This window comes from Streptomyces rishiriensis (assembly GCF_030815485.1).
GTDB lineage: Bacteria > Actinomycetota > Actinomycetes > Streptomycetales > Streptomycetaceae > Streptomyces > Streptomyces rishiriensis_A.
Map to the genome: position 1 here is coordinate 108,615 of NZ_JAUSWV010000001.1, position 20,326 is coordinate 128,940.

Consider the following 20,326-nt stretch of genomic DNA (forward strand, 5'->3'; position numbering starts at 1 on the left):
TGCCGCTTCTCGATGACCGCCTCACCCCTGTGCCCGATGGCGAGGTCGGGGAAATCGTCGTTGCCGGCCCCGCCATGGCCCGCGGCTGCTTGCCCGGCATCAGGCGGACGGTGCGTCGGTGCCGGCCGGGGGGCCTGGGTGAAACGGTGTCGGGGCGCGGTCGATCAGTCGCGGAGGCGTTTTTCGACGGCTTCCACGAGGGCGTCGATTACGCCGTCGGGTGAGGGGCTGTAGTGGGGGACGGCCCAGCGGGTGATCTTTGCGTCGATGACGGTGGGCCGGCCGGAGGCGAGGGCCGTGCGGAAGGCCTCCTCGAACTCGTCGAGTGTCTCCACGCGGTAGCCGTCGGCGCCGCACGCGTGCGCGTACGCCGCGAAGTCCGGGTTCTGGAACTCGACCAGGGCGCTCTCCCGGTAGGTGGCGAGCTGGAAGAGTTTGATCAGCTTGAACTCCTCGTCGTCGAAGATGACCCAGATGACGGGGATGTCGTTCTCGACGGCGGTCATGAGCTCGAACCCGGCCAGGGAGTAGCAGCCGTCGCCGCAGCCGACGACGACGGTCCGTTCCGGGTGCGCGATCTTCAGGCCGATGGCGCCGTTGACGTGCCCGGCCATCGGCCCGAAGGAGCCGGCCTTGCGGAAGTTCTGTCCCTCCTCCAGCTCGACGTAGTAGCCGAGCCAGGCCAGATGGGCGCCCGCGTCCGCGAGGAGGACGGCGTGCGGCGGCAGCATCCGGCCGATCGACTGCGCGAGCTGACCGGGGTGGATCTTCCCGGTGAGGTGGGTGATGTGCCGGGCCTCGTAGTCCCGGCTTTTGACGTCGGCCGCCGGCACATCGCCGGGCATCTTCTTCTCCAGTGCGTCGACGAGGGCCTCCACCGCCGGGCGGGCGTCGCTCAGCAACGCGTGGTCGGGCGGGTACGCCTTGTGGAACTCCGTCTCGGAGATGTTCACGTGGATGAGGAGCTTGTCCTTGAACAGGTCCTCGCGGTAGTTGAACGTCGCGTGCTGGTTGAGGGAGTTCCCGATGCACAGCACGATGTCGGCCTCGCGGAAGGCCTTCCAGGCACTGGAGTGGCCGCTGTCCGCGAAGACGCCCACGGCGAGTGGATGTGCCTCGGACACGATGCCCTTGCCGTCCAGCGTGGTGAGCAAGGGGATCTGGAACCGCTCGATCAATCGCTTGACCTGCGGTCCCGCCCCGCTGCGGATCGCGCCGAAGCCGGCAAGGGCCACGATCCGTTTCCGCTGGGCCAGGGCGTCGGCCAGCACCGACGTGATCTCGTCCACGCGCGCCGGGTCGGGCAGGACCGGGGCGACGTCGAGCCGGATCGGCCGGAAGTTCGTGACCTCGACACCAGGGTGGGTGAGGTCCTCGGGGACGTGGATGTGCACGGGTCCGGGCCGGCCCTCGAAGGCGATGTTGACCGCTTCCTCGAGGACGTCGCAGGTGTCGTTGGCGTCGGTGAGCAGGAAGGACTTCTTGGTGGTGGCCGCGAACATCGCCCGGGAGTCGGGCGTGCGGTTCAGGCCCGACGTTTCGTTGAGCGACCCCCGTCCCTGCCACTCCCGTGACGCGTACCCGGAGACGGCGAGGACGGTGTAGGAGTCGGACATCGCCACCGCCAGCCCGGAGAACAGGTTGAACGCGCCGGGCCCGGCGGTCGCGAAGCAGAAGCCCAGCCGGTTGGTGTACATGGCGTAGCCGCAGGCCATGAAGGACGCTGCCTGTTCGTGCCGGGCGATGATCGGCCGGATCTGCCGGGAATGTTTCAGCGCCAGCATCAGACCGGCGGCGTTCTCCCCCGCGCCGCCGAACGCCGCCCGCACGCCGACGCCTTCCAGCCCCTTGACGATGGCCTCATAGACTCTCATCGGTTTCTCCCTCATTGCGCGGCCCGTCCGCCCTGGTGGAGCCGGTCCTCGAGCGCCTCCCACATGCCGGGGACGACGCCTTCCGGTGATGTGCTGTAGTGGGGCAGCGCCCATCGGGTGATCTTGACGTCGATCACTGTCGGTCTGTTCGAGGTGAGGGCGGCCCGGAACGCGGCCTCGAACTCGTCGAGCGTCTCCACGTGGTAGCCGTCGGCACCGCAGGCCTTCGCGTACATCGCGAAGTCGGGGTTCTGGAATTCCACCAGTCCCGATTCGCCGTAGGTGGCGATCTGGTAGAGCTTGACCAGCTTGTACTCGTCGTCGTTGAAGATGACCCAGATGACGGGGATGTCGTTCTCGACGGCGGTCATCAGCTCGAAGCCGGCCATCGAGTAGCAGCCGTCACCGCACCCGACGACGACCGTCCGGTGGGGCTGGGCGAGCTTCACCCCGATCGCGCCGTTCACGTGCGCGGACATCGGCCCGAAGGTGCCCGTCTTGCGGAAGTTCTGGCCCTGCTCCAGGTCGACGTAGTAGCCGAGCCAGGCGAGGTGGGCACCGGCGTCGGCGAGGAGCACGGCGTCCTCCGGCAGCATGCGGCCGATCGCCTGCGCCAGCCGCCCCGGATGGATCGCCCCGGGAAGGTGGGGGACATGCCGGGTCTCGTGGTCCCGGCCGAGCACCTGCACGGGTCCGGCCGGAGCGGACTTCCGCTCCAGTGCCGCGCCGAGCGCCTCGACCGCGAGACGCGCGTCGGAGACGAGGGCGTGAGCGGGCCGGTAGTGCTTGCCCATCTCGCCGGCGTCGATGTTGACCTGGATGAGCGTCTTGCCGTCGAACAGGCCCTCGCGCAGGCCGAACGTCGCGTGTTGGTTGAGCGAGTTGCCGATGGCCAGGACCACGTCGGCCTCACGGAACGCCTGCCAGGCACTGGCGTGGCCGCTCTCCGAGAACACTCCGGCGGCGAGCGGGTGGGTCTCGGGGATCACGCCCTTGCCGTCCAGGGTGGTGACGACGGGGATCTGGAAGCGCTCGACGAAGCGCTGCACCGCCGCCTCGGCGTAACTGCGGATCGTGCCGAAGCCGGCCAGGAGGACGATCCGGCGCCCCTCCCGCAGGGCGTCGGCCAGCACTCCGGCGATGGTCTGGACCTGCTCCAGGTCGGGCCGCACGGGCGCCACGTCCAGCCTGACGTCGTGGTAGTTGTCCACGGTCGTGCCGCGGTGGGTGAGGTTCTGCGGGACGTGGATGTGCACCGGGCCGGGCCGGCCCTCGAAGGCGGTGTTCACGGCCTCCTCGAGGACGTCGCACGTGTCGGCGATGTCCGTGAGCAGGAAGGACTTCTTGGTCGTCGCGGCGAACATCGCCTGCGAGTCGGGGGTGCGGCCCCGCCCCGACGTGTCGTTCACCGCGCCGTGGCCGCGCCAGTCGAGGGAGACGAAACCGGTGAGGGCCAGCACCGGGTAGGAGTCGGACAGGGCGACGGCGAGGCCGGAGAAGAGGTTGAACGCGCCGGGACCGACGGTGGCGAAGCAGACCCCGAGCCGGCCCGTATACATGGCGTAGCCGCACGCCATGAACGAGGCGGCCTGCTCGTGCCGGGTCATGATCGGCCGGATCTTCCGCGACTTCTCCAGTGCCAGGGCCAGACTGGCGATGTTCTCGCCGTTGCCGCCGAACGCGGTGTCGACACCCGCGCTCTCCAGCCCCCTGACCATGGCTTCGTACACCTGCATGGCGCTCCTTCGGTGCGTGCTTCCGGGGCCCATGGTGGGTCGGCTACTCCTTCCAGCGCGCGGCGTGGGCGCGGTGGGCGTCGGTCAGGCCGTTCCGGAAGAACCGCTCGTAGTACTCGGTTTCGACGTGGTGCGTCTGCAGCCAGATGCCGGGCACGTGGATGGCGTCGGTGTGGGCCGGGAAGCGTCCGTGGGTGGCGTGGATGTACACGCAGACGTCGCGTGCGCAGTCGATCACCCGCTGGTCGTACTCGCCCGCCTCTTCGAGGTAGCGGGGCGCGTACCCGTCCTTGTAGATGCGGCTGAAGACGTCCTTGTCCTCGTAGATGCCGCCCTTGCCGAACTTGCTCTGCACCACCGCGTCCACGGCGGCTTCCATCGAGGGGTAGTTGGGCGGGCAGGCGCCTTTGATGAGGTGTTCGCCGGCGGCCCGCAGTCCCACCGGGTGGGCGCGCAGGGTCGCGTACTTCGGCAGCGGCACCTGCCAGCGCAGGAGGTCGGCGGGTTTGAAGCGCGGGGTGACGAAGTCGAAGCCGAGCATGCGGCCGTAGGTGCGGGAGAACTTCGGGTCGCCCAGCATGAGCTGGGGGTTGATCGAGGCGTGGATCCAGGCGCCGAGTCCCATGGCGTCGGCGACCAGCATCATGTTCTGCAGCAGCAGGTCGGCTTCCACCTGGGTGCGCATCGGCCCCAGGGCGCCGAGCGGCAGCTTGAGGTCGGGGTTGAGGAAGCCGTTGCGCACCCACTTGCGCACCCCGGCCGGGCGGTAGAGGTTGCGGTCGTCGACGAAGGTGGGCCGGGCTCCGTCGGGCTGGGTCAGCAGGTACATCAGCGCGTTGATGTACTGGTGGGAGAGGTCGACGACCGGCAGGAAGACCGTGGTGCCCGGGAGGTTGGACAGGAAGCGGTTGGAGTCGAGGTAGGCGGGGAAGTCGCGCATGCCCTCGGCCACGTCCAGGCGGCGGTCCAGCACCTTCACCTTCGCCCGGCCGGCCCGTTCGAGCAGTGTGTCGGGGTCGAATCCCGCCCCGGGCGACGGGGGCAGCTTCCTCAGGTAGTACGTCCCGCTGTCGTTGATCATGAAGAAGTGGGTGCCCTGGGCGTTGTCGGGGCTGCCCGCCGTACGCCCCACCATGTTCAGGTTCGGCTTGGCCATGATGGGCTTGTGGTCGCGCGGGTCCTCGAAAGGCCGGTCGGGCATGCTGAGGCCGGAGCAGCCGGTGAGGGCGATGAGCACGGCCTCCTCCAGCTCGCCCAGGGGCTGCGGCCGGTGGGGAGAGTCATAGCTCATCGACCTGGCCGCGACGGACGCGCCCCTGCTGACCCGGTGGGTGCGCCGCCGGAAGACGCTCTCCCACAGGGGCCGGGCCAGGAGGTCTTCGAGGCCGGTGTGCGTGGCTCGCTGCTGTACCGCCATGTCCTTCTCCCGGTCAGTCGTGGTCCGCGTCACCCTGATTGCGCACGGGCTGGACGGCACGCCACGGCGCGAACGCGCTGGCCGTGCGCGGCAGGAGGCTCGCCAGCTCGGGGCAGTGCCGCTGGATGACGCTGGTCATGCCACTGCGGTCGATCCAGTCCATGCCCAGCGGGGTGTAGACCTCGGGCCTGAAGTCGACGGTGAGGAAGCGGTCGCTCTGCAGACGGCGGCTGGCCATCAGGATGAAGACGCGGAAGGCGGTGTCGCTGAATCCGAAGCCGGTGGGCGGGTTCTCGGCGAAGAGGCCCACCATGGTGTCGATCTCGTCGACAGAGCGGTACACGTCCTTCAGCCGGGTGACCGTCTCCGGGTCGGAGGAGAGGTCCTCGAACCGCCGGATGCGCGGCTTGTGCAGGCCTGCCAGGAAGTCGTTGTAGCGCGGGACGCCACGGCGCCGGGTGCGCACCAGGTCGACGACCGACAGGTCGATCACCTCTCCGTCGCGCTCGAACGTCTGCAGGGAGCGGGGGAAATTGTTCAGGGTGATCGCCCCGGGATGGGCGATGCCCAGGGAGTACAGCGTGTCCGCCAGCCCGATCTTGCGGATGAGCGGCTCCGTGGCGGCGCCCTGGACGTCGTTGAACGTCAGGGTGTCGAGGCGGTGGCCGAACCGGTGGTCGACGATCTCGTAGTCGTCCGGGATGAGCGGGTGCAGCCGGTAGACGGTGGTGAACTCCTCCGTGAGGGAGTACGGCGCACCGTGGTGGTCGGGCAGAGTGCGGGGAATGCCGCCGAGGTCGTGCGCCTCGAACAGCCAGGTGCCCAGCTGGTCGAGCCAGGTCTTGGGCGGGCCCTGCCAGTTGGTCTTCAGGGCGATGTCGATCGCCTTGGTGGCGAGGATCGCCGGCGTCCACTCGACCGTGTGGATCTTGGCGATCAGCGCGGCCACGACGAGGCGTGCCGTGTGGTAAATGCGGTCCTCGTCCATGTGCGGATACTCGTCGCGCAGCGCCCGGCAGACGGCGTTGTGCTCACGGGCGAACAGGGTCGTCATCGCGCTGAGGCCGAGCCACCAGCTGTCGCGGAAGCCGGTGACCGGAAGGCCGTTGCCGAGCGGGAGGTGTCCCTCCTCCTCCAGCCGCAGTTCGGCACGGCCGTCGGGCTCACGCAGGGACTTCGCGACCGAGGCGGTGCCGCCGTAAATCTCCGAGCCGTCCCACCAGTGCGAGACGGCACTGGCGAAGGTCGGCGGCTGTCCGCCGCCGGGCTGGCACAGGACCTCGTTCTCGGCGAAGCGCATCACCTTCTCCGGCGGACCGCCGGGGATGTTGTGCCAGGTCATGCCGGGAGGCAGGGGCACCTCGACCGACTTCTCGCCGACGGGGTGGCGCTTGTGGTCGACCCAGTCGTGCACCTGGAACTGGATCCACGCGGCCGCGAGGATGTTCAGGGACGTCGCGGGAATGAACCCGTCGCGGTGCAGCAGCCTTTTGCTGACGGTGACCGGGTTGGGCGTGTCGAACAGGTCCGGCCGGTGGACCGGCGGCATGTTGCGGCCGAAGGTGGCGCCGACCGCGCCCATCGCCGGTGCGGAGAGGTCGTTCCAGGAGCCGTCGTAGCTGCGCCGGGTCCGCAGGTCCTCGTCGACCGGGACCGGTGCGGGCCGGGCTGCGGGCGGGGCCTCGTGAAGTTCGGTGTCGATGAGGTTGTGACGGCGCAGCGTCTGCCGGAACGCCATGAGATTGAGCAGCCCTGGCCCGGTGGGCAGCCGGTGCCACGGGACGATGCGGTTGACGGCGCGGAAGAGGGCTCGCAGCGGGTAGCCGAGCAGGGTGTTGCGCCGTGGTTCGACCGTGACGAAGCGCAGGCCCAGGCGGTGGGCGCTGCTCGCCTCGTACGCCGCCTTGCGTGCCCGGTTGAGGTTGCCCAGGGGGCGGAAGGCGCCGGTGGTGTTCCACGGGTTGAACGCCAGCTGGTCGATGCGTGAGCCGACGGCCCGTGCCGCGGCGGTGTCCAGCTCCTGGCGCGGGATCGTCAGAGTGGCGACCGGCACGGCGGGCGCATCCTCTTCCCGCCACTCGACGGCGCCGTCCTCGATGGGCGTGCGCCTGCCGTCCACGTAACGCTGTACGCACACGTCGAAGACGACGTCCGCCCGATGCAGCCGGCGCGCGAGTTCACGCCGCAGGTAGTCGGGGTCGGTGCGGGACGGGTCCGGGGCCTCGGGGGCGCCGGCGGCGGGGCGCAGCTGATAGCGCACCGGTCCGGCCTCGCCCCACAGGATCGCGCCACGGCTCCAGTACGTCTCCAGTGCAAGGCTCCGCACCGGACGCCGGGCCCCAGCCGAGACGTTGCGTCGCATACGCGTCGCCGTGGACCAGCCGACGGACAGGGGCAGCTTCACGAAGAACGCGAACGCCTTGCGGAGTCGGGTGTCAGCGCCTGCCATGGCCTTCGCGAAGAGGACGAACTCGCGCGCGTTGCGGGCATGCGAGACCGGGAAGCTCGTCATCAGCAGATCGTGGATCTCGTCGGGACCGACTTCGACGCGCAGCGCCGCACCCCGCAGGTCGGGGGCGTGGTCGGGCTGGCGGACACCGCCGGCGTTGGACAGCCGGACCGTGACCGGGTACTCGGCTCCGGGCCTGGCGAAACCCGAGCTAAGTTCGGCGGGCAGATCGTCGTGGAACCTCAGCCGGGCGTTCTCCACGCCGAGGACCGCCTTGGCGTGGAACGTCCGGTGGAGGGCTGCGGAGCCGCTGCGCTTCTTCGCCTTCAGCTGCACGCGCAGCAGGTCGGTTGCGAGTCGCTCGAAGATCAGGCGCTCGGCCTCCGGGCTGCCCCCGATGTACCGCTCGTACTGCTGGTTCTCGGGCATGGCTGAAACGCTCGCGGACACCGGAGGCGCTGTCGCGTGGAGCGGGCCATATGGGTGATGCCGAGCCGGTCAGCTGTCGGAGGTCAGGAAGATCGTGAGATCGGCCTCGAATCCGGGGTCCCCGACGCTGAACGTCCACTTGGTCGGCTGCGCCTCGTCGTCGGGGGTCATCTTCTGCACCCCCGAGCTCTGGTCGGCCGCGGCGGCGGCGAACTGCTCGGGGGTGACATCCGGGTTCAGATACCTTTCGCCGGTGTGGCGGTAGAGCGACGGTCCGGCGGGGGTCGGCACGTATTGCACGTAGTACTGCTTGCGGAAGACGACGTTGTCGGAGAATCCCACCCCGAAGGTGTCGCGCTCGCCGACGTAGAAGTCCAGTCGGAAGACGAGGGTCGCATCGCTCCTCGCCCCGGCCGGTTTGACCGAGGCGTCCATCCAGCCCTCCCAGATCAATCGGTCCGGGCCCGCCCAGCCCGAGGTGGCGTCGCCGGACTGCGCGAGCGGTTGGCGCAACTCCGTCGCGAGGTTGGGCAGTGGATCCGTGAAGTCGTCCTTGTGGAAGGGGCCGTAGCAGTTCTCCGCCTCGCTGCTCTGGTGGAACAGGTCGAAGTCGACGAAGCGGGGCTTGATGCTCACTCCGAAGTAGAACTCGCTTCTGCCGAAGATGTCATGGCCTCGCTTCACCTTCGCGTTGGTGAGATGGAGGCGGACGTGGTGGCTGCCGTGGAAGAAGCGCATGGCGATCTCGTATGCCTCGCGCGAGGTGACGAGGGAGTCCCGGCCGCCGTGGCACTTGTGGACGAAGGTGCGAGGCGCTCCGGGAAGCTGCGCGGACGCCTGTTTGACCAGGCCGTCGCTGCGGTTGTAGGCCAGGATGCCCTCGCTGAGGAGGGTGGAGAGCCGGTTGCCCAGGCTGGCGAACTTGTTGCCGTACGTTCCATAGTCGGTGCCGACGACGGTAAGGATTCTCTGATGGGGAAACCCGACGTCCTCGGCATTCGAGTGATGCGGGTCAAAGGCGGCGATCTCGTCCCCGGCGGCGAGCGGCAGACGCTTGACCAGTTCGGCCGGAAGATATTCGAACGCGATCCCGCGGTGCGGCGTGCCCAGGGTGACAATGCGGTGGATGAGCTCCCCGCCCGTTTTTCCTGATTTTCCCAGCTCTTTCAGTGCGGAACGCACCACCAGGCCGCCCATGCTGTGCGCCACGATGTCCACACCGGCGAATTCCTCTTCGGCGTGTTCCGTGCCGCGCTTGATGATCTCGATGAGTCGTACCAGCCCTTTTCCGAAGCACTCGAGCGTGCGGGGGAGGAGGTCGTAGTAGCGGTAGATCCACAACGTCCCCGATGCGCCCCGCCGACGGGCGAAGACGTCCTCCGCCAGAGCGGCGTCGACGACCACCGTGCCGCTCACCAGGCCTACGAGCCACTCGGGGACGTCGTCCGGAGCGGGCATGTCCTGCTTGTAGTAACCGACGACATTGGTGGCGTCCCGATAGGGATACAGTCCCGATTTGAGGCACCGGAGCACGAAGCCCTCGTAGAGGTAATTCTCGCCCCTGCGCCCCGGATAGACGGTGCCGTCGTTGAATCCTTGGTAGGCGTCACGCTGCTCGTCCTGTACATCCGGGCCTCCGAACCCGCGGATCAGGATCAGCGGGCGAGGACGGTCGGTCATGGAGATCACCCCTGGACACAGTCGTGCAATTCGGCCAGGCACCACTGTGCGGACGATCACGCCGGGGCCCGCGCAGTATCGTTTCGACCGGCGTGTCCCGGGCAGGCCGCCGGAAGCCCCCTCACCCCCCGCCGGCCGCCCGCCGCTCCCGCAGCAGGGGTCTTTGCGTGATCAGGGTCCGTCCGGAGCGCCAGGCTGGTTGGGAGCCGCGAGCCGCCTGGCGACCTCGCCCGCCCTGCGATCCGTGCGTCTTTTAGGGACAGTTAGCCGCTTGGGGGTGCGTCGCACCAGTACGCCTCGGCTCGTTCGGCCCGAGTTTTCTTCCCAGGGGTATCGCCCCTGTCCGGAATCGGGGTCCAATGGTGTGAGTCAGGCTCTTCCGCGCCCGTATCGGTCAGAAGAGGCACCCTATGAATCCATGGCTGATCTGGTTGATCGTCGCAGCCGTGTTGGCTGTGGCGGAGATCGTCACGCTTACCGCTGCGCTCGGAATGCTGAGTGTGTCCGCGCTGGTCACCGCTGGATCCGCCGCGGTCGGACTGCCCCTGCCCTTCCAGTTCCTCGTTTTCACCCTGGTCGCCATGGGCACCGTGGTGTTCCTGCGCCCTGTTGCGCTGCGCCACGTGCTCCGGCCCCAAGTGGAGCGATTCGGCATTGACGCTCTGGTCGGCAGGCCTGCCTATGTCCTCTCGGAGGTGACAGGCATCGGCGGCAGGGTCCGTATCGACGGCGAGGAATGGACGGCGCGCGCCTACGACGAGACGCTGGTTATTCCGCCTGGAAAGACCGTCGACGTCATGGAGATCAGCGGCGCCACCGCGCTCGTCTACCCCCGGGACTGAAACCATGGAAACTTCGGCGTTCCTCGTTGCCGGCCTGATTTTTGCGCTGATCGCGGTTTTCACCGTGATGCGGGCGGTTCGTATCGTGCCCCAGGCGCGCGCTCGCAATGTCGAGCGACTCGGGCGCTACCACCGGACCCTGAATCCCGGCCTCAGCCTCGTCATCCCGTACATCGACCGGGTTCATCCGGTGATCGATCTGCGGGAACAGGTCGTCTCCTTCAAGCCGCAGCCGGTCATCACCGAGGACAATCTGGTCGTCGAGATCGACACCGTCCTGTACTTCCAGGTCACCGACCCGCGAGCGGCTTTCTACGAGATCGCGAATTTCCTTCAGGCGGTCGAGCAGCTCACTGTGACCACCCTGCGCAACGTCGTGGGATCCATGGACCTGGAAAAGACGCTCACCTCACGGGACACCATCAACAGCCAGCTCCGTGGGGTGCTGGACGAGGCCACCGGCAAGTGGGGGCTGAGGGTCAACCGCGTGGAGATCAAGGCCATCGACCCGCCGCAGTCGATCAAGGACGCGATGCAGAAGCAGATGCGAGCCGAGAGGGACAAGCGGGCCGCGATTCTCGGGGCCGAGGGACAACGCCAATCGCAGATCCTCACCGCCGAGGGCGACAAGCAGGCCGCCGTCCTGCGCGCGGAGGGAAACCGTACCGCGGCGATCCTCCAGGCCGAGGGCCAGTCCCGGGCCATCGACGAGGTCTTCCAGGCCGTGCACCGCAACGACCCCGACCCCAAACTGCTGGCCTACCAGTACCTCCAGACGCTGCCCCAACTCGCGCAAGGTTCGGGCAACAACTTCTGGGTGATCCCCAGCGAGATCACCTCCGCACTCCAGGGCGTCTCCCGCGCCTTCACCGAGGTGCTGCCCCAGTCCCCGGCCACCCGCGAGAAACCCTCGGACGACAGCGCTGAGCGGGCCGCCGACGACGCGGCACAGGCCGCGGAAGCCGCCGCCGCGGCCCTCGCCGACGCGGCAAAGGCCGACCAAACCACCCCTGACGCCCTCTCGTCCCATGCCCCCGCTGACAGCGAGTGACAACGGCCGGACATGACGGGCAGCGGTGGGAGACCGCGGACCGTTCTGTCTCGTGGAAGCGGCGTCCGGTGGCGCTGTCCGTGCCAGCCGCGACCGCAGCGTCGCGGCCTCGAGCAAAAACTACCGGCACTCGACCAACCTCCAAGTGGTCATCGACGCCAACAGCCGCCTGGTGGTGGCAATCGGCCTGCCACTGCCCGGGAGCCGCAACGACTGCCGGGCCTTCACCGAGTCCGGCGTCGACCGGGCCTGCCGTGGAGCCCCCACCATCGCCGACGGCGGATATCAGGGCACCGGCCTGCTCATCCCGCACCGCAAACGGCGAGGCCAGACGCACCTCAGCCCACAGCAGGAAGCGGAGAACGCCGTCCACCGCCGGGCGAGAGCCCGGGTGGAACACGCCCTGTCGCGGCTGAAGATCTGGAAGATCCTGCGCGACTGCCGGCTCAAGGGCAACGGCGTTCACCAAGCCATGCTCGGCATCGCCCGACTCCACAACCTGGCCCTCACCGGGTAACTCACGTTCCATACGGGACAACCTCTAGGTCCTGTCTGATAATTGATCTTGTGGTGGGTCGTGGTGAGCTGACGGATGCGGCGTGGGAGCGGATGGCGCCGCTGTTGCCGGGTGTTGACGGGCGGGGTCGTCCGTGGCGGGATCACCGGCAGGTGATCAACGGGGTGTTGTGGCGGTTGCGGACGGGTGCTCCGTGGCGTGACCTGCCGGAACGCTTTGGGCCGTGGCAGACGGCGTATGAGCGGTTCGCCCGGTGGGAGGCGGACGGGACCTGGGCCCGCCTGCTCGAGGAGGTCCAGGTCCGCGACGACTCGGTCGGGGCGGTGGAGTGGACCGTGTCGGTCGACTCCACGATCAACCGTGCCCACCAGCACGCCGCTGGCGCCCGCAAAAAGGGGCGGCGTCGAGGGACGAACTGGAAGATCCGGAACGCGCGGCGGATTGTCAGGCGCTCGGCCGGTCCCGCGGCGGGCTGACCACGAAGGTCCACCTCGCCTGTGACGGCCGGGGCCTGCCCCTGGCCGTCTTCGTCACGCCGGGCAACGTCAACGACTCCACTGCCTTCGACGCGGTCCTGGACGCGGTGAGAGTGCCCCGGACCGGCGTCGGTCGGCCGCGCCGCAGGCCCGACGCGGTCATCGCCGACAAAGCGTATTCGTCACGGGCGATCCGCCAGACGCTGCGGCGCCGCGGCATCCGGGCGGTGATCCCGGAGAGAGCGGACCAGAAAGCCAACCGGATACGGCGCGGCCGGGCCGGCGGCAGACCACCGGCCTTCGACCGCGATCTCTACAAGGCCCGCAACGTCGTCGAACGCTGCTTCAACCGGCTCAAGCAGTTCCGCGCCATCGCGACCCGCTTCGACAAACTCGCCGCCCGCTACCGGACCGGACTCCACCTCGCGGCACTCATCCTCTGGCTCCGCGAACCCCAACAAGATCATTTGTCAGACAGGTCCTAGGGCCCGGATTCAAGGGGATCCGTATGGATGGCTGACCAGAGCCGCGCAAGGCCGTTGGTCGGAGCGCGTGTGCACCTCTCCGCGGAAGCAGGCCAGGCCGACGCCGGTGGCTGTTCATCCTGGCGAGGTGCCCTGCCCAAACTTGCCACCGGCGGGCGACTCAGCTCGGATCCACCGGCTTGATGTCTGTGGACAGTTTCTCGGGGAACGAAGAAGTACCTTGTGGCGTGCGATGAGGGGGTGTCTCGAGGACCACATCAGGCACGATCAGCAAGGCACTTACGAGATGCAATCTTCCCATGCTGCGACGGCCCGTGCGTTGATCATCCGGATGCCGAGCTTCACGTTCCTTCGCCCAGGACGGCACCAGCCCCCAGCGCAGCGACCGCAGCTCCCGCAGGACTCCTGTGCGTTCGTCGCTGTCGCGGGGTGCTCGCTCGAGGACGGCCCACACGTTGTCGGTGGGGGCGACGTTCTAGCTCGGTGCGAGCGTCTCATCGGTCAGACGGGCAGCAGCTGCCACTGCCGCTCCCGGTGGTCGCCCTCACGGCGGCGTCCGACGGCATGAACAAGGCGAGTGAGACGGTGACGGGCCGCGACGACCGTGATGCCCAGCGCCAGCTGTGCGTTGAGCGAGGTCGCCCGGGAGGAAGCTCCGTGGATCGCGTTGCTGAACAGGCTGGTGCTCTTGTCGTCGTATGCGTCCTACTCGACGACCTCCTCGAAGTCATCCACACCCGGCCGCGCATCGGCTTTGTCGGTCTTCACCGAAAGAGTCCCGCGCTGTTCTTCGCGGAACCGAAACCGACGAGCTGGGCCGGGCGCAGCGCCGGTGGGCGGGGGTGATGCGGGCGGCGGGGGCGGCCGGTGTGGCGCCGAGTGAGGTGTTCGCGCTGGCGCGTGCGGTGGTGTGCGGATGGTGGGAACAGGAGGAATTCTGGGCGCGGGATACGGTGTGGGGGCCGCGTCTGGAGCAGGTGATGGCGGCCACGCGCGGGCGCGGTGCCGGCCCGGCGGGCTGGGGCGAGCGGCAGTGGCGGCTGCTGGTCAGGGATGCGGTGGTCTTCCCCGACGTCGTCGCGGTGGCCTGGGCCCTGGTTGATCCGGGGCTGCGGGAACGGGCCGGCAGCAGGGCGGGCGGGTTGTTGCGTGACCGGGCAGGCGCGGAAGCCTTCACGGCCGCGCTGGGCGGGCGGCTGGGGCGGCCCTGGCTGGCCGAGGTGGAAGCGGCCGGTCCCGCGGGGCCGTTGACCCGGTGGGTGTCGGTGATGGCCCGTGAGCGGCGCCGGCCCGATGGGGCGCCGCCGCTGCGCGGGGCGCAGGGGGTGTGGTGGGTACGCGGCCCGCACCGGCCGCTCGAGGTGGGGGCGGGCCTGCGCCTGGCGGCCCGGTCCCCGCAGAGCGGGACGAGCGGGGTGCCGCAGACCGCCGCAGGCGGGGATGCGGGTGCGGCCGGGCATGCGATGGCGGTGGCGTGGGAGGAGCGCAGCACAGAGCCAGCGGCGCTGGCGGTGCCGCGGCGGGCCTGGCACGGCCAGGGGCTGACGCGGTGGCATGCGCAGCTGTTCGCCGAGGGCCTCGAGCATGCCCGCCGTCACGCGCAGCGGTCCGGGCATCCGGCCCTCGCGCACACCGAGCGAGGGATCGTTCAGGGCTTCGACCTGGGACGGTGGCTGGCCAAACGCCGTGCGGACGTTTCACGCCGTCCTGTTCACCGTCCGCTGCACCGTGACCGTCACCGTCGCGATGGTGTCGTTCCTCCTGATCGAACTTCCCATCCAGCACGGCGCTCCGCGATTGCTCCGCCGACCGCTTCCGGCGCTGGTGACAACCGGCCTTGGCCTGGCAGCGGTGGCGACCGCGGCGGTGGTCGCTCTCCCGGCAGGGGCGGGACTCGGTCCCTCCACGGCCACGGCACGGCAGGAGACGACGACCGCGCCCACGGACCCCTACGACTCCACCGGTCAGGCTCCACATTCCGCCACGCGCCGGCACCACAAGCCGGGAACACCCGTGTCGGCCGTGATCGCGGGCGACTCCATCGCCTGGAGCCTGCTGCACTACCTGCCCCCCACTCCAGGCGTCGCCATCCACGACGTCACCCGACAGGGTTGCGGGTTGGCGCTGGGCAGTCCCTACCGCTACTTCGGAACCCTCCACAACGTGTCGCGGCGGTGCGAGCAGTGGCCGAGCGACCTCCGCCAGGCGATCGACCGCCACGATCCTGACGTCGTTGTGATCCTCTTCGGCCGCTGGGAGACCATGGACCGCGTGCGCGACGAACAGTGGACCCATATCGGGGTGAAGGCGTTCGACCAGTAACTGCCCGCGCAACTCAACCGGGCAGTGGACATCGGCGCTGCGCGCGGTGCCCGCGTCCTGCTGGCCACGGAGCCTTGCAACCATCGCGGAGAACGCCTCGACGGCGGCCTGTGGCCGGAGGACCAACCCAGCCGTGTCGACCGTTGGAACCAGTTGCTCCGCGAGGTCGCCGCCCGCCACCGTGGCACGGTCGCCACCCTGGACCTGGCCCGTCGCCTGTGCCCGGGCGGAGCTTTCACCTGGCAGGTTGACGACGTGCAGGTCCGCAGCGACGGTGTCCACCTGACCCCGCAGGGATCACGCTGGCTGGAACCGTGGCTGGCTCTCCAACTGAAGGCCGCCGCCAACTGAACCACGTGGCGGGCATTGCTGCTCGGGTCTGTCCGGCCGCTGGGCGGAGAGGTCCTTTCTGAAAGACGGCCGCGCGCCGGCACCGTGGCTTCAGTACCCCGATGCGCGCCGCGCTCGACGAACACGCTTCGTGGACTTGCCGCCCGGCCCGGCGTGTGGTTCGCCGTCTGGTTCAGCGCGTTCCTCGGCGCCAGTCTCCAGATAGCCGGGATCATCGCTGGCGACCCGTCCGACGAAGGTCTCGACCGAGGCCGGCGCGGAACTGCGGGACAAGGCCCGCAGCGTCCCGGTGGCCATCGGCGAGGCCATGGGCCTGCCCCCCGAGCAACACACGACCTCCCAACAGCTGCTCCGCCTGCTCACCGCGAACGTCACCTGCAAGTGATCCCCAGCCGGCGGGTCAGTGCCCGGTGTCGCCGGAAGCGGGAGGGCGGTTGATCCAGCGGAGGTCTCGCCGATCGGCCAGGCCTGTACGAGGCGGGCGTGGCGCTCAACGACTGGGCGGACCGCGAGGAGGACGCCGCCGCCGAGCGCCCGCACCGCCCGCTGCCCTCCGGCAGGATCGCCCCCGCGCAGGCACTGGCGCCGCGGTCGCTCTGACCGCCGCCGCGGCGGGCAGCAGCGCCCGGCGCACCGCTTGCAGCCGGGGCGGACGGACCCCCTGTCGGAGATCAGGGTGCCGCGTTCGGCGGCGGCGGCGTCCACCACAATCCGTACCGGCTCGGCACCGTGGGCAGCCAGCGCCCGCTCGGCGAGCAGCGTCAGCGTGTCCTCGTCGTAGCCCTACGGAACCACCACCGGCCACCTGCCGACGGCGGCGTGCCTGCGCGGCGCGTCGCCAGGTCACCCAGTAGCGTCAGGAGTCGACGACCGAGTCCTCCTGCCAGCGCTCGCGCCAGGAGAGCAGCGCGGGCAGCACCGTGTCCAGGGCGCCCGCGTCGAGCCCCAGGGCCCGCGAGAGCACCGGCAAACCGGCGTGGTCCACCACCGTGCAGAACGTGGTGTCGCCGTCCGGGACGCGCCGGGCCGGCGGCTCGACCCAGGGCCGGCGCCGCTGGAGGCCGTAGGGTTACGGCACGACCGGCCCGACCGACCTGCGGCTCGACGGTGTCGGCGCTGGACCACATGCACCTCGACCCGCTCGTCCCCGTCTGGCCGCCCGGAGCGTGGTGGGGCACTCCTATGGTGAGGTCGCGGCGTCCCAAGTGGCCGGCGGGCTGTCTCTGCAGGACGGCACCCGGGTCGTGGCTATGCGCAGCGGGCTGTGGTGGCGGCTGGCCGAGCAGGGCGCGATGCCGTCGGTGATGGCGCCCGCCGAGCGCGGCGAGCGGCGCGAGGCTCGTCGAGGTCGTGGTTATCGACATGGGAGCGGTGGTTATGAAGGCCGTCGCCACGCCGGTGACGAACCGGGCCACGACCAGCATCCAGCCGTCGGTCGCGAAGCCGCCCAGCATGGAGAAGACCAGGAAATCGCCAGCCAGGTGAGGAACATCCGCCGCTTGCCCGGAATTCTAGCGTTCGGGCCGATCAGCACTCAGACTCAGGATGACCGGCAGCACGCGCCAGGCGAGGCGCCCGCTTGGCCGAGTCCCGCCCCCCAGATTTGCTTACGGCAGCACCGGTCCCGTTCTCGGATCCCCTATGAGCAGTGCGGTGCCACGCCCCAGGCCGCCACCGGCGCCGGGTCAAGGAAGCGTGTCGGGGCGCTCAGCGGCCCAAGTGGCGTATCACGGCATGCAGGTGAGGGCGGACGCTGGTGGAATCTGCTGTGTCCCTAACCTCCACTTCTTGGAGATACATCATGCTGTCCTTCCGTACGACCTTCGCGGGCGTTGCTCTTGCTGCTGCCGCGGTGATGGCCGGTCCCGGCATCGCCTCGGCCAACGACCACTCCGAGCGGGGCGAAGGGCCCGCGCCCTACGGGCAGTGCAACGACTTCACCACGCAGCTCGGAGCGGTGAATGTCAACCAGGGCCCGGTCTGCATCAACTTCGGCCCTCTCGACGAAGCAGGTGAGAACAAGGGCGGTGGCGACGACACGAACTTCGACTGCAACGCCGCCGTCACCCAGGTCGGCCTGGTCAACGTCAACGAGGGCCCGGTCTGCGTCGACTTCTGAACCGCACCCTGAAGAGCGGGCTGCCGCCAACCGTTGTTGACACACTCGTCTCTGCATGTCGACAACGGTTGGGGCAGCCGCATGTGGCCGAGGCCGATGAAGACCGGCATGCCAAGGTCCACCAGTTGCGGCCGACCATCGGCCGGAGCTGTTTGCAGCTTTTGAGCTTGGACCTTGCAGCGTCGGGCCGGGCCGGCTGCTGGGCGGGCCCGGCCGGGCGGTTGGCGGGTCAGACGTTGACGCCGAAGTCGGCGACGATGCCGGCCAGTCCGAAAGCGTAGCCTTGTCCGACAGCGCGGAACTTCCGCTCGACGCCGTTTGGGTAGACCTCGCCGAAGACCATCGTGGTTTCGGTTGAGGCGTCCTCGGACAGGTCATAGCGGCGATCTAGAGGCTGTCTCCTTGAAGTGGCGGTGAGCTGGTGTCACCGGCACGGGGGTGAAGCAGCTCGTGGGTGCACCACGAGAACGACCAGCACGCGGAAGCGCGACTCTGCGGCAGCGCCGAGTCTCGTCCGGCCAGTTACTCTCGATCAGCCGTGTGTCGACCCATCGAGCGTGGACGAGTCGGAGTGCTCGATTTGGTGTCGAGTTCGAGGACGAAAAGCCTGATCGCACCTACCTGACCCACGACGCATCCGAGTTCTGGTTGCCGATCATTGAGTTCGCCCGGGACGTCGGGAAAGAGACCCTGATCGCAACGCTGACTGGCTTGGTCTCCTCCTACGCGACGATAAAAATCCTCAGGAGGGGCGATTCGTCCGGCGAAGAGGTGACTGTTCCGTCCCCCGTTCTGCAAAGCAGCGTGGCTGAGGCCGGTGGGGGTGAGGCATATGCGTGCGTGCTCGGTCGGCGCACTCGCCATCCTGGCTGACTGTCGTCCGCTGAGGTTTGTGCCACTGCCGTGCCAGATGCAGGAGTCAGCCACGGTCAACGGGGGTGTCCTGCGGTCAAGTTTCCAGCCTTTCAGCAGGTGTCGAAGCCGCAGATCACCGGCACGATCCACCAGCCGCTGTCCTAAAGCGGGTGTCGCAGGTTCGAATCCCTGCCGGGGCGCCAGAAAAAGGCCCCTAGAAACCGCCATCATGGTCCGGGGCCCTTGACACTTCCGACATCAACGCAGGCGGTCACGCACAACTAGGCCGCTCTTCCTGAGCAGCCGATCCATGTGGCCCACAATCTCCGTCACGACTCCGCGGACGACTGCGGCCGGGCTTCATTTCAGGAGTTCCTGCACCATTTTCTGCGTTCGTCCGCTCGGTGAGTGGTCAAGGCCGTACGCGGCGGTCTGTTGTTGCGGTTCAGCGGGCGCGGGTCTGCTGTCGACCTTGTCTTCCGGGCTGACTTTGGCTACAAGGTACGGCCCGATCCAAGACTTCTTCGGCTCTTCAAGAACCCACCAGAGGGTGACGCACGGACCGCCAGCGTCACCCTTCCGTTCGTGACGTCGGCCTTCCCCAGCTCAACTGCGGTGGAGACGGATGCTGGAGTGCTGTACGGCTGGTAGATCTGCACGTATCCGAAATTTGCGGCTGCGGCCAGAGTGGTAATGAGCGCTCCGACAGCAAGCGATTTAGGCTTGGGGAGGTCGACAGTCTGACGCTGGGTGTAGAGAAAAGCGACGGACAAGAGTGACGCAATGCCCAGAAACAGCCAGACCCACACACAGCGCGTGTAACTCCAGTTCTCGGCCTGCATAGAGAGCAATGTGAAGTTGACAAGCATAGACACAACCATGGCGACTACCACCGTAATTCCGGCGTACCCCGCAAGTCTGGCACCGGTGGCAAGGTGGTGACAGTATGCAGCGAGCGCCGCCAACTCGATCAACGCCACCAACAGCAGGAGAGCTCCGTTCAGGCGGCCGGCATAGGTGAGGGCGCCATTGACATCCTCGGAACCGAGCCAGATGAATTCAGCGGCGGTGAAAAACAGGGTCGCTATCAGAACCGCGGTCAGTGCTCTTCTCAGCATCATGCCTTCCATAAGAACGGCTGTCGGGTGGCGCACGCTCCTTGTGCTCGCCCATCTGCATGAACTCCTGTGCAAGCTCCGATGTTCGACCACTCGGATTACCGGCCTCGTCCGGGCCATCCTCTGCCTCCATCTGGCAGGCCAGCTCAGACTGAGGATGGAAAAGGCTCCGTACCCATGCTTGCCGGAAATGACTACTTGATCCGCTTGACAGCGCGCGAGGTCTTGGCCCGGCCGAATCCTGTGCCAACCACAGCAGGGCTCCGCGGGTGGGCTGTTCTTTACCCTGCACGTACGGATGCGCTGGACTCGTCTCGACCCTTCGTTGGGTGCAGCATTATTGCAACGCGCCACCGGGCCCAGATCGGGCGAAACCTGGTCGCCGAATGCGATACACGCCAAGGGTGTGATCCGCGCACACAAGGGAGATTCGACTGTCTTTTTTAGTGGGTAGCCGTTGGACCATCAAACGAAGCTCTGTAGGGACCGAGACCATCGAAATCACCGGTAGTCAAGGTGAGACCTTCACTGCGAAGTATGTCAGCACTACCGACCCGAGCACGTTCTCGGGTGAAGTAGGCAGTCGGCAACATGAGGTAATCACC

The 20,326-nt window shown here is 68.3% G+C and carries 14 protein-coding genes and 4 pseudogenes; 9 read left to right on the plus strand and 9 right to left on the minus strand.

The genetic code is table 11. The features are described 5' to 3' along the window. Positions 1-164: 164 nt before the first annotated feature. From QF030_RS00545 to QF030_RS00565, 5 genes are all read right to left on the minus strand, one after another. Positions 165-1,874: a thiamine pyrophosphate-binding protein gene (locus QF030_RS00545; RefSeq protein WP_307160666.1), complete on the minus strand. Its 1,710-nt coding sequence runs from the start codon at positions 1,872-1,874 to the stop codon at positions 165-167. 11 nt (positions 1,875-1,885) lie between these two features. After that, positions 1,886-3,610 (minus strand): thiamine pyrophosphate-binding protein, encoded by a 1,725-nt coding sequence (locus QF030_RS00550; protein ID WP_307160667.1) that lies wholly within the window; start codon positions 3,608-3,610, stop codon positions 1,886-1,888. 43 nt (positions 3,611-3,653) lie between these two features. Beyond that, positions 3,654-5,027: a hypothetical protein gene (locus tag QF030_RS00555; RefSeq protein WP_307160668.1), complete on the minus strand. Its 1,374-nt coding sequence runs from the start codon at positions 5,025-5,027 to the stop codon at positions 3,654-3,656. Positions 5,028-5,040: 13 nt separating this feature from the next. Further along, a complete protein-coding gene (locus QF030_RS00560) occupies positions 5,041-7,905 on the minus strand; it encodes a peroxidase family protein (protein WP_307160669.1) in 2,865 nt (954 codons plus the stop codon). A 69-nt stretch (positions 7,906-7,974) separates the two neighbouring features. Continuing rightward, positions 7,975-9,585, minus strand: a complete 1,611-nt coding sequence (locus QF030_RS00565; protein WP_307160670.1) for an esterase/lipase family protein — start codon at positions 9,583-9,585, stop codon at positions 7,975-7,977. A 410-nt stretch (positions 9,586-9,995) separates the two neighbouring features. Here QF030_RS00565 and QF030_RS00570 point away from each other — a divergent pair, with 410 nt between their 5' ends. The 4 genes and pseudogenes from QF030_RS00570 to QF030_RS00585 all read left to right on the plus strand — a co-directional run bounded on the left by QF030_RS00570 (position 9,996) and on the right by QF030_RS00585 (position 12,956). Beyond that, on the plus strand, positions 9,996-10,427 hold the full coding sequence (locus QF030_RS00570; RefSeq protein WP_307160671.1) for an NfeD family protein: 432 nt from the start codon (positions 9,996-9,998) through the stop codon (positions 10,425-10,427). Positions 10,428-10,431: 4 nt separating this feature from the next. Beyond that, entirely contained in the window at positions 10,432-11,478 is a 1,047-nt protein-coding gene (locus QF030_RS00575; protein WP_307160672.1) for an SPFH domain-containing protein, read from the plus strand. A gap of 70 nt (positions 11,479-11,548) precedes the next feature. Then, positions 11,549-11,995: pseudogene (locus tag QF030_RS00580) on the plus strand (transposase); the annotation flags it as partial. 53 nt (positions 11,996-12,048) lie between these two features. Next, positions 12,049-12,956 (plus strand): IS5 family transposase gene (locus tag QF030_RS00585; protein ID WP_373428715.1). Its coding sequence is split into 2 segments (ribosomal slippage): positions 12,049-12,394 and positions 12,394-12,956, totalling 909 coding nucleotides; the frame shifts between segments, so codons are not numbered across the junction. Between the two features lie 309 nt (positions 12,957-13,265). Here the strand turns inward: QF030_RS00585 and QF030_RS00590 are convergent. Continuing rightward, positions 13,266-13,479: pseudogene (locus QF030_RS00590) on the minus strand (SOS response-associated peptidase family protein); the annotation flags it as partial. Between the two features lie 1,163 nt (positions 13,480-14,642). Between QF030_RS00590 and QF030_RS00595 the strand changes: the two are divergent. The 3 genes from QF030_RS00595 to QF030_RS00605 all read left to right on the plus strand — a co-directional run bounded on the left by QF030_RS00595 (position 14,643) and on the right by QF030_RS00605 (position 16,229). Further along, on the plus strand, positions 14,643-15,278 hold the full coding sequence (locus QF030_RS00595; RefSeq protein ID WP_307160674.1) for an SGNH hydrolase domain-containing protein: 636 nt from the start codon (positions 14,643-14,645) through the stop codon (positions 15,276-15,278). A 24-nt stretch (positions 15,279-15,302) separates the two neighbouring features. Further along, positions 15,303-15,629 carry an SGNH hydrolase domain-containing protein gene (locus tag QF030_RS00600; RefSeq protein ID WP_307160675.1) on the plus strand — a complete coding sequence of 109 codons (327 nt, stop codon included), beginning with the start codon at positions 15,303-15,305 and terminating at the stop codon, positions 15,627-15,629. Between the two features lie 483 nt (positions 15,630-16,112). Then, on the plus strand, positions 16,113-16,229 hold the full coding sequence (locus tag QF030_RS00605; protein ID WP_307160676.1) for a UbiA family prenyltransferase: 117 nt from the start codon (positions 16,113-16,115) through the stop codon (positions 16,227-16,229). A gap of 256 nt (positions 16,230-16,485) precedes the next feature. On the opposite strand, the pseudogene QF030_RS00610 reads toward QF030_RS00605, so the two are convergent. Further along, positions 16,486-16,623 (minus strand): annotated as a pseudogene (locus QF030_RS00610) (hypothetical protein); the annotation flags it as partial. Between the two features lie 211 nt (positions 16,624-16,834). Here QF030_RS00610 and QF030_RS40380 point away from each other — a divergent pair. Further along, on the plus strand, positions 16,835-17,407 hold the full coding sequence (locus QF030_RS40380) for a hypothetical protein (RefSeq protein WP_373428716.1): 573 nt from the start codon (positions 16,835-16,837) through the stop codon (positions 17,405-17,407). A gap of 23 nt (positions 17,408-17,430) precedes the next feature. Continuing rightward, entirely contained in the window at positions 17,431-17,748 is a 318-nt protein-coding gene (locus QF030_RS00620; RefSeq protein WP_307160677.1) for a hypothetical protein, read from the plus strand. Positions 17,749-17,977: 229 nt separating this feature from the next. Here QF030_RS00620 and QF030_RS00625 read toward each other — a convergent pair. After that, positions 17,978-18,130, minus strand: a pseudogene (locus QF030_RS00625) (TerD family protein); the annotation flags it as partial. Positions 18,131-19,097: 967 nt separating this feature from the next. Beyond that, the gene (locus tag QF030_RS00630; protein WP_307160678.1) at positions 19,098-19,733 is read right to left on the minus strand and encodes a hypothetical protein; all 636 of its coding nucleotides are present in this window, start codon (positions 19,731-19,733) and stop codon (positions 19,098-19,100) included. Positions 19,734-20,326: the final 593 nt, after the last annotated feature.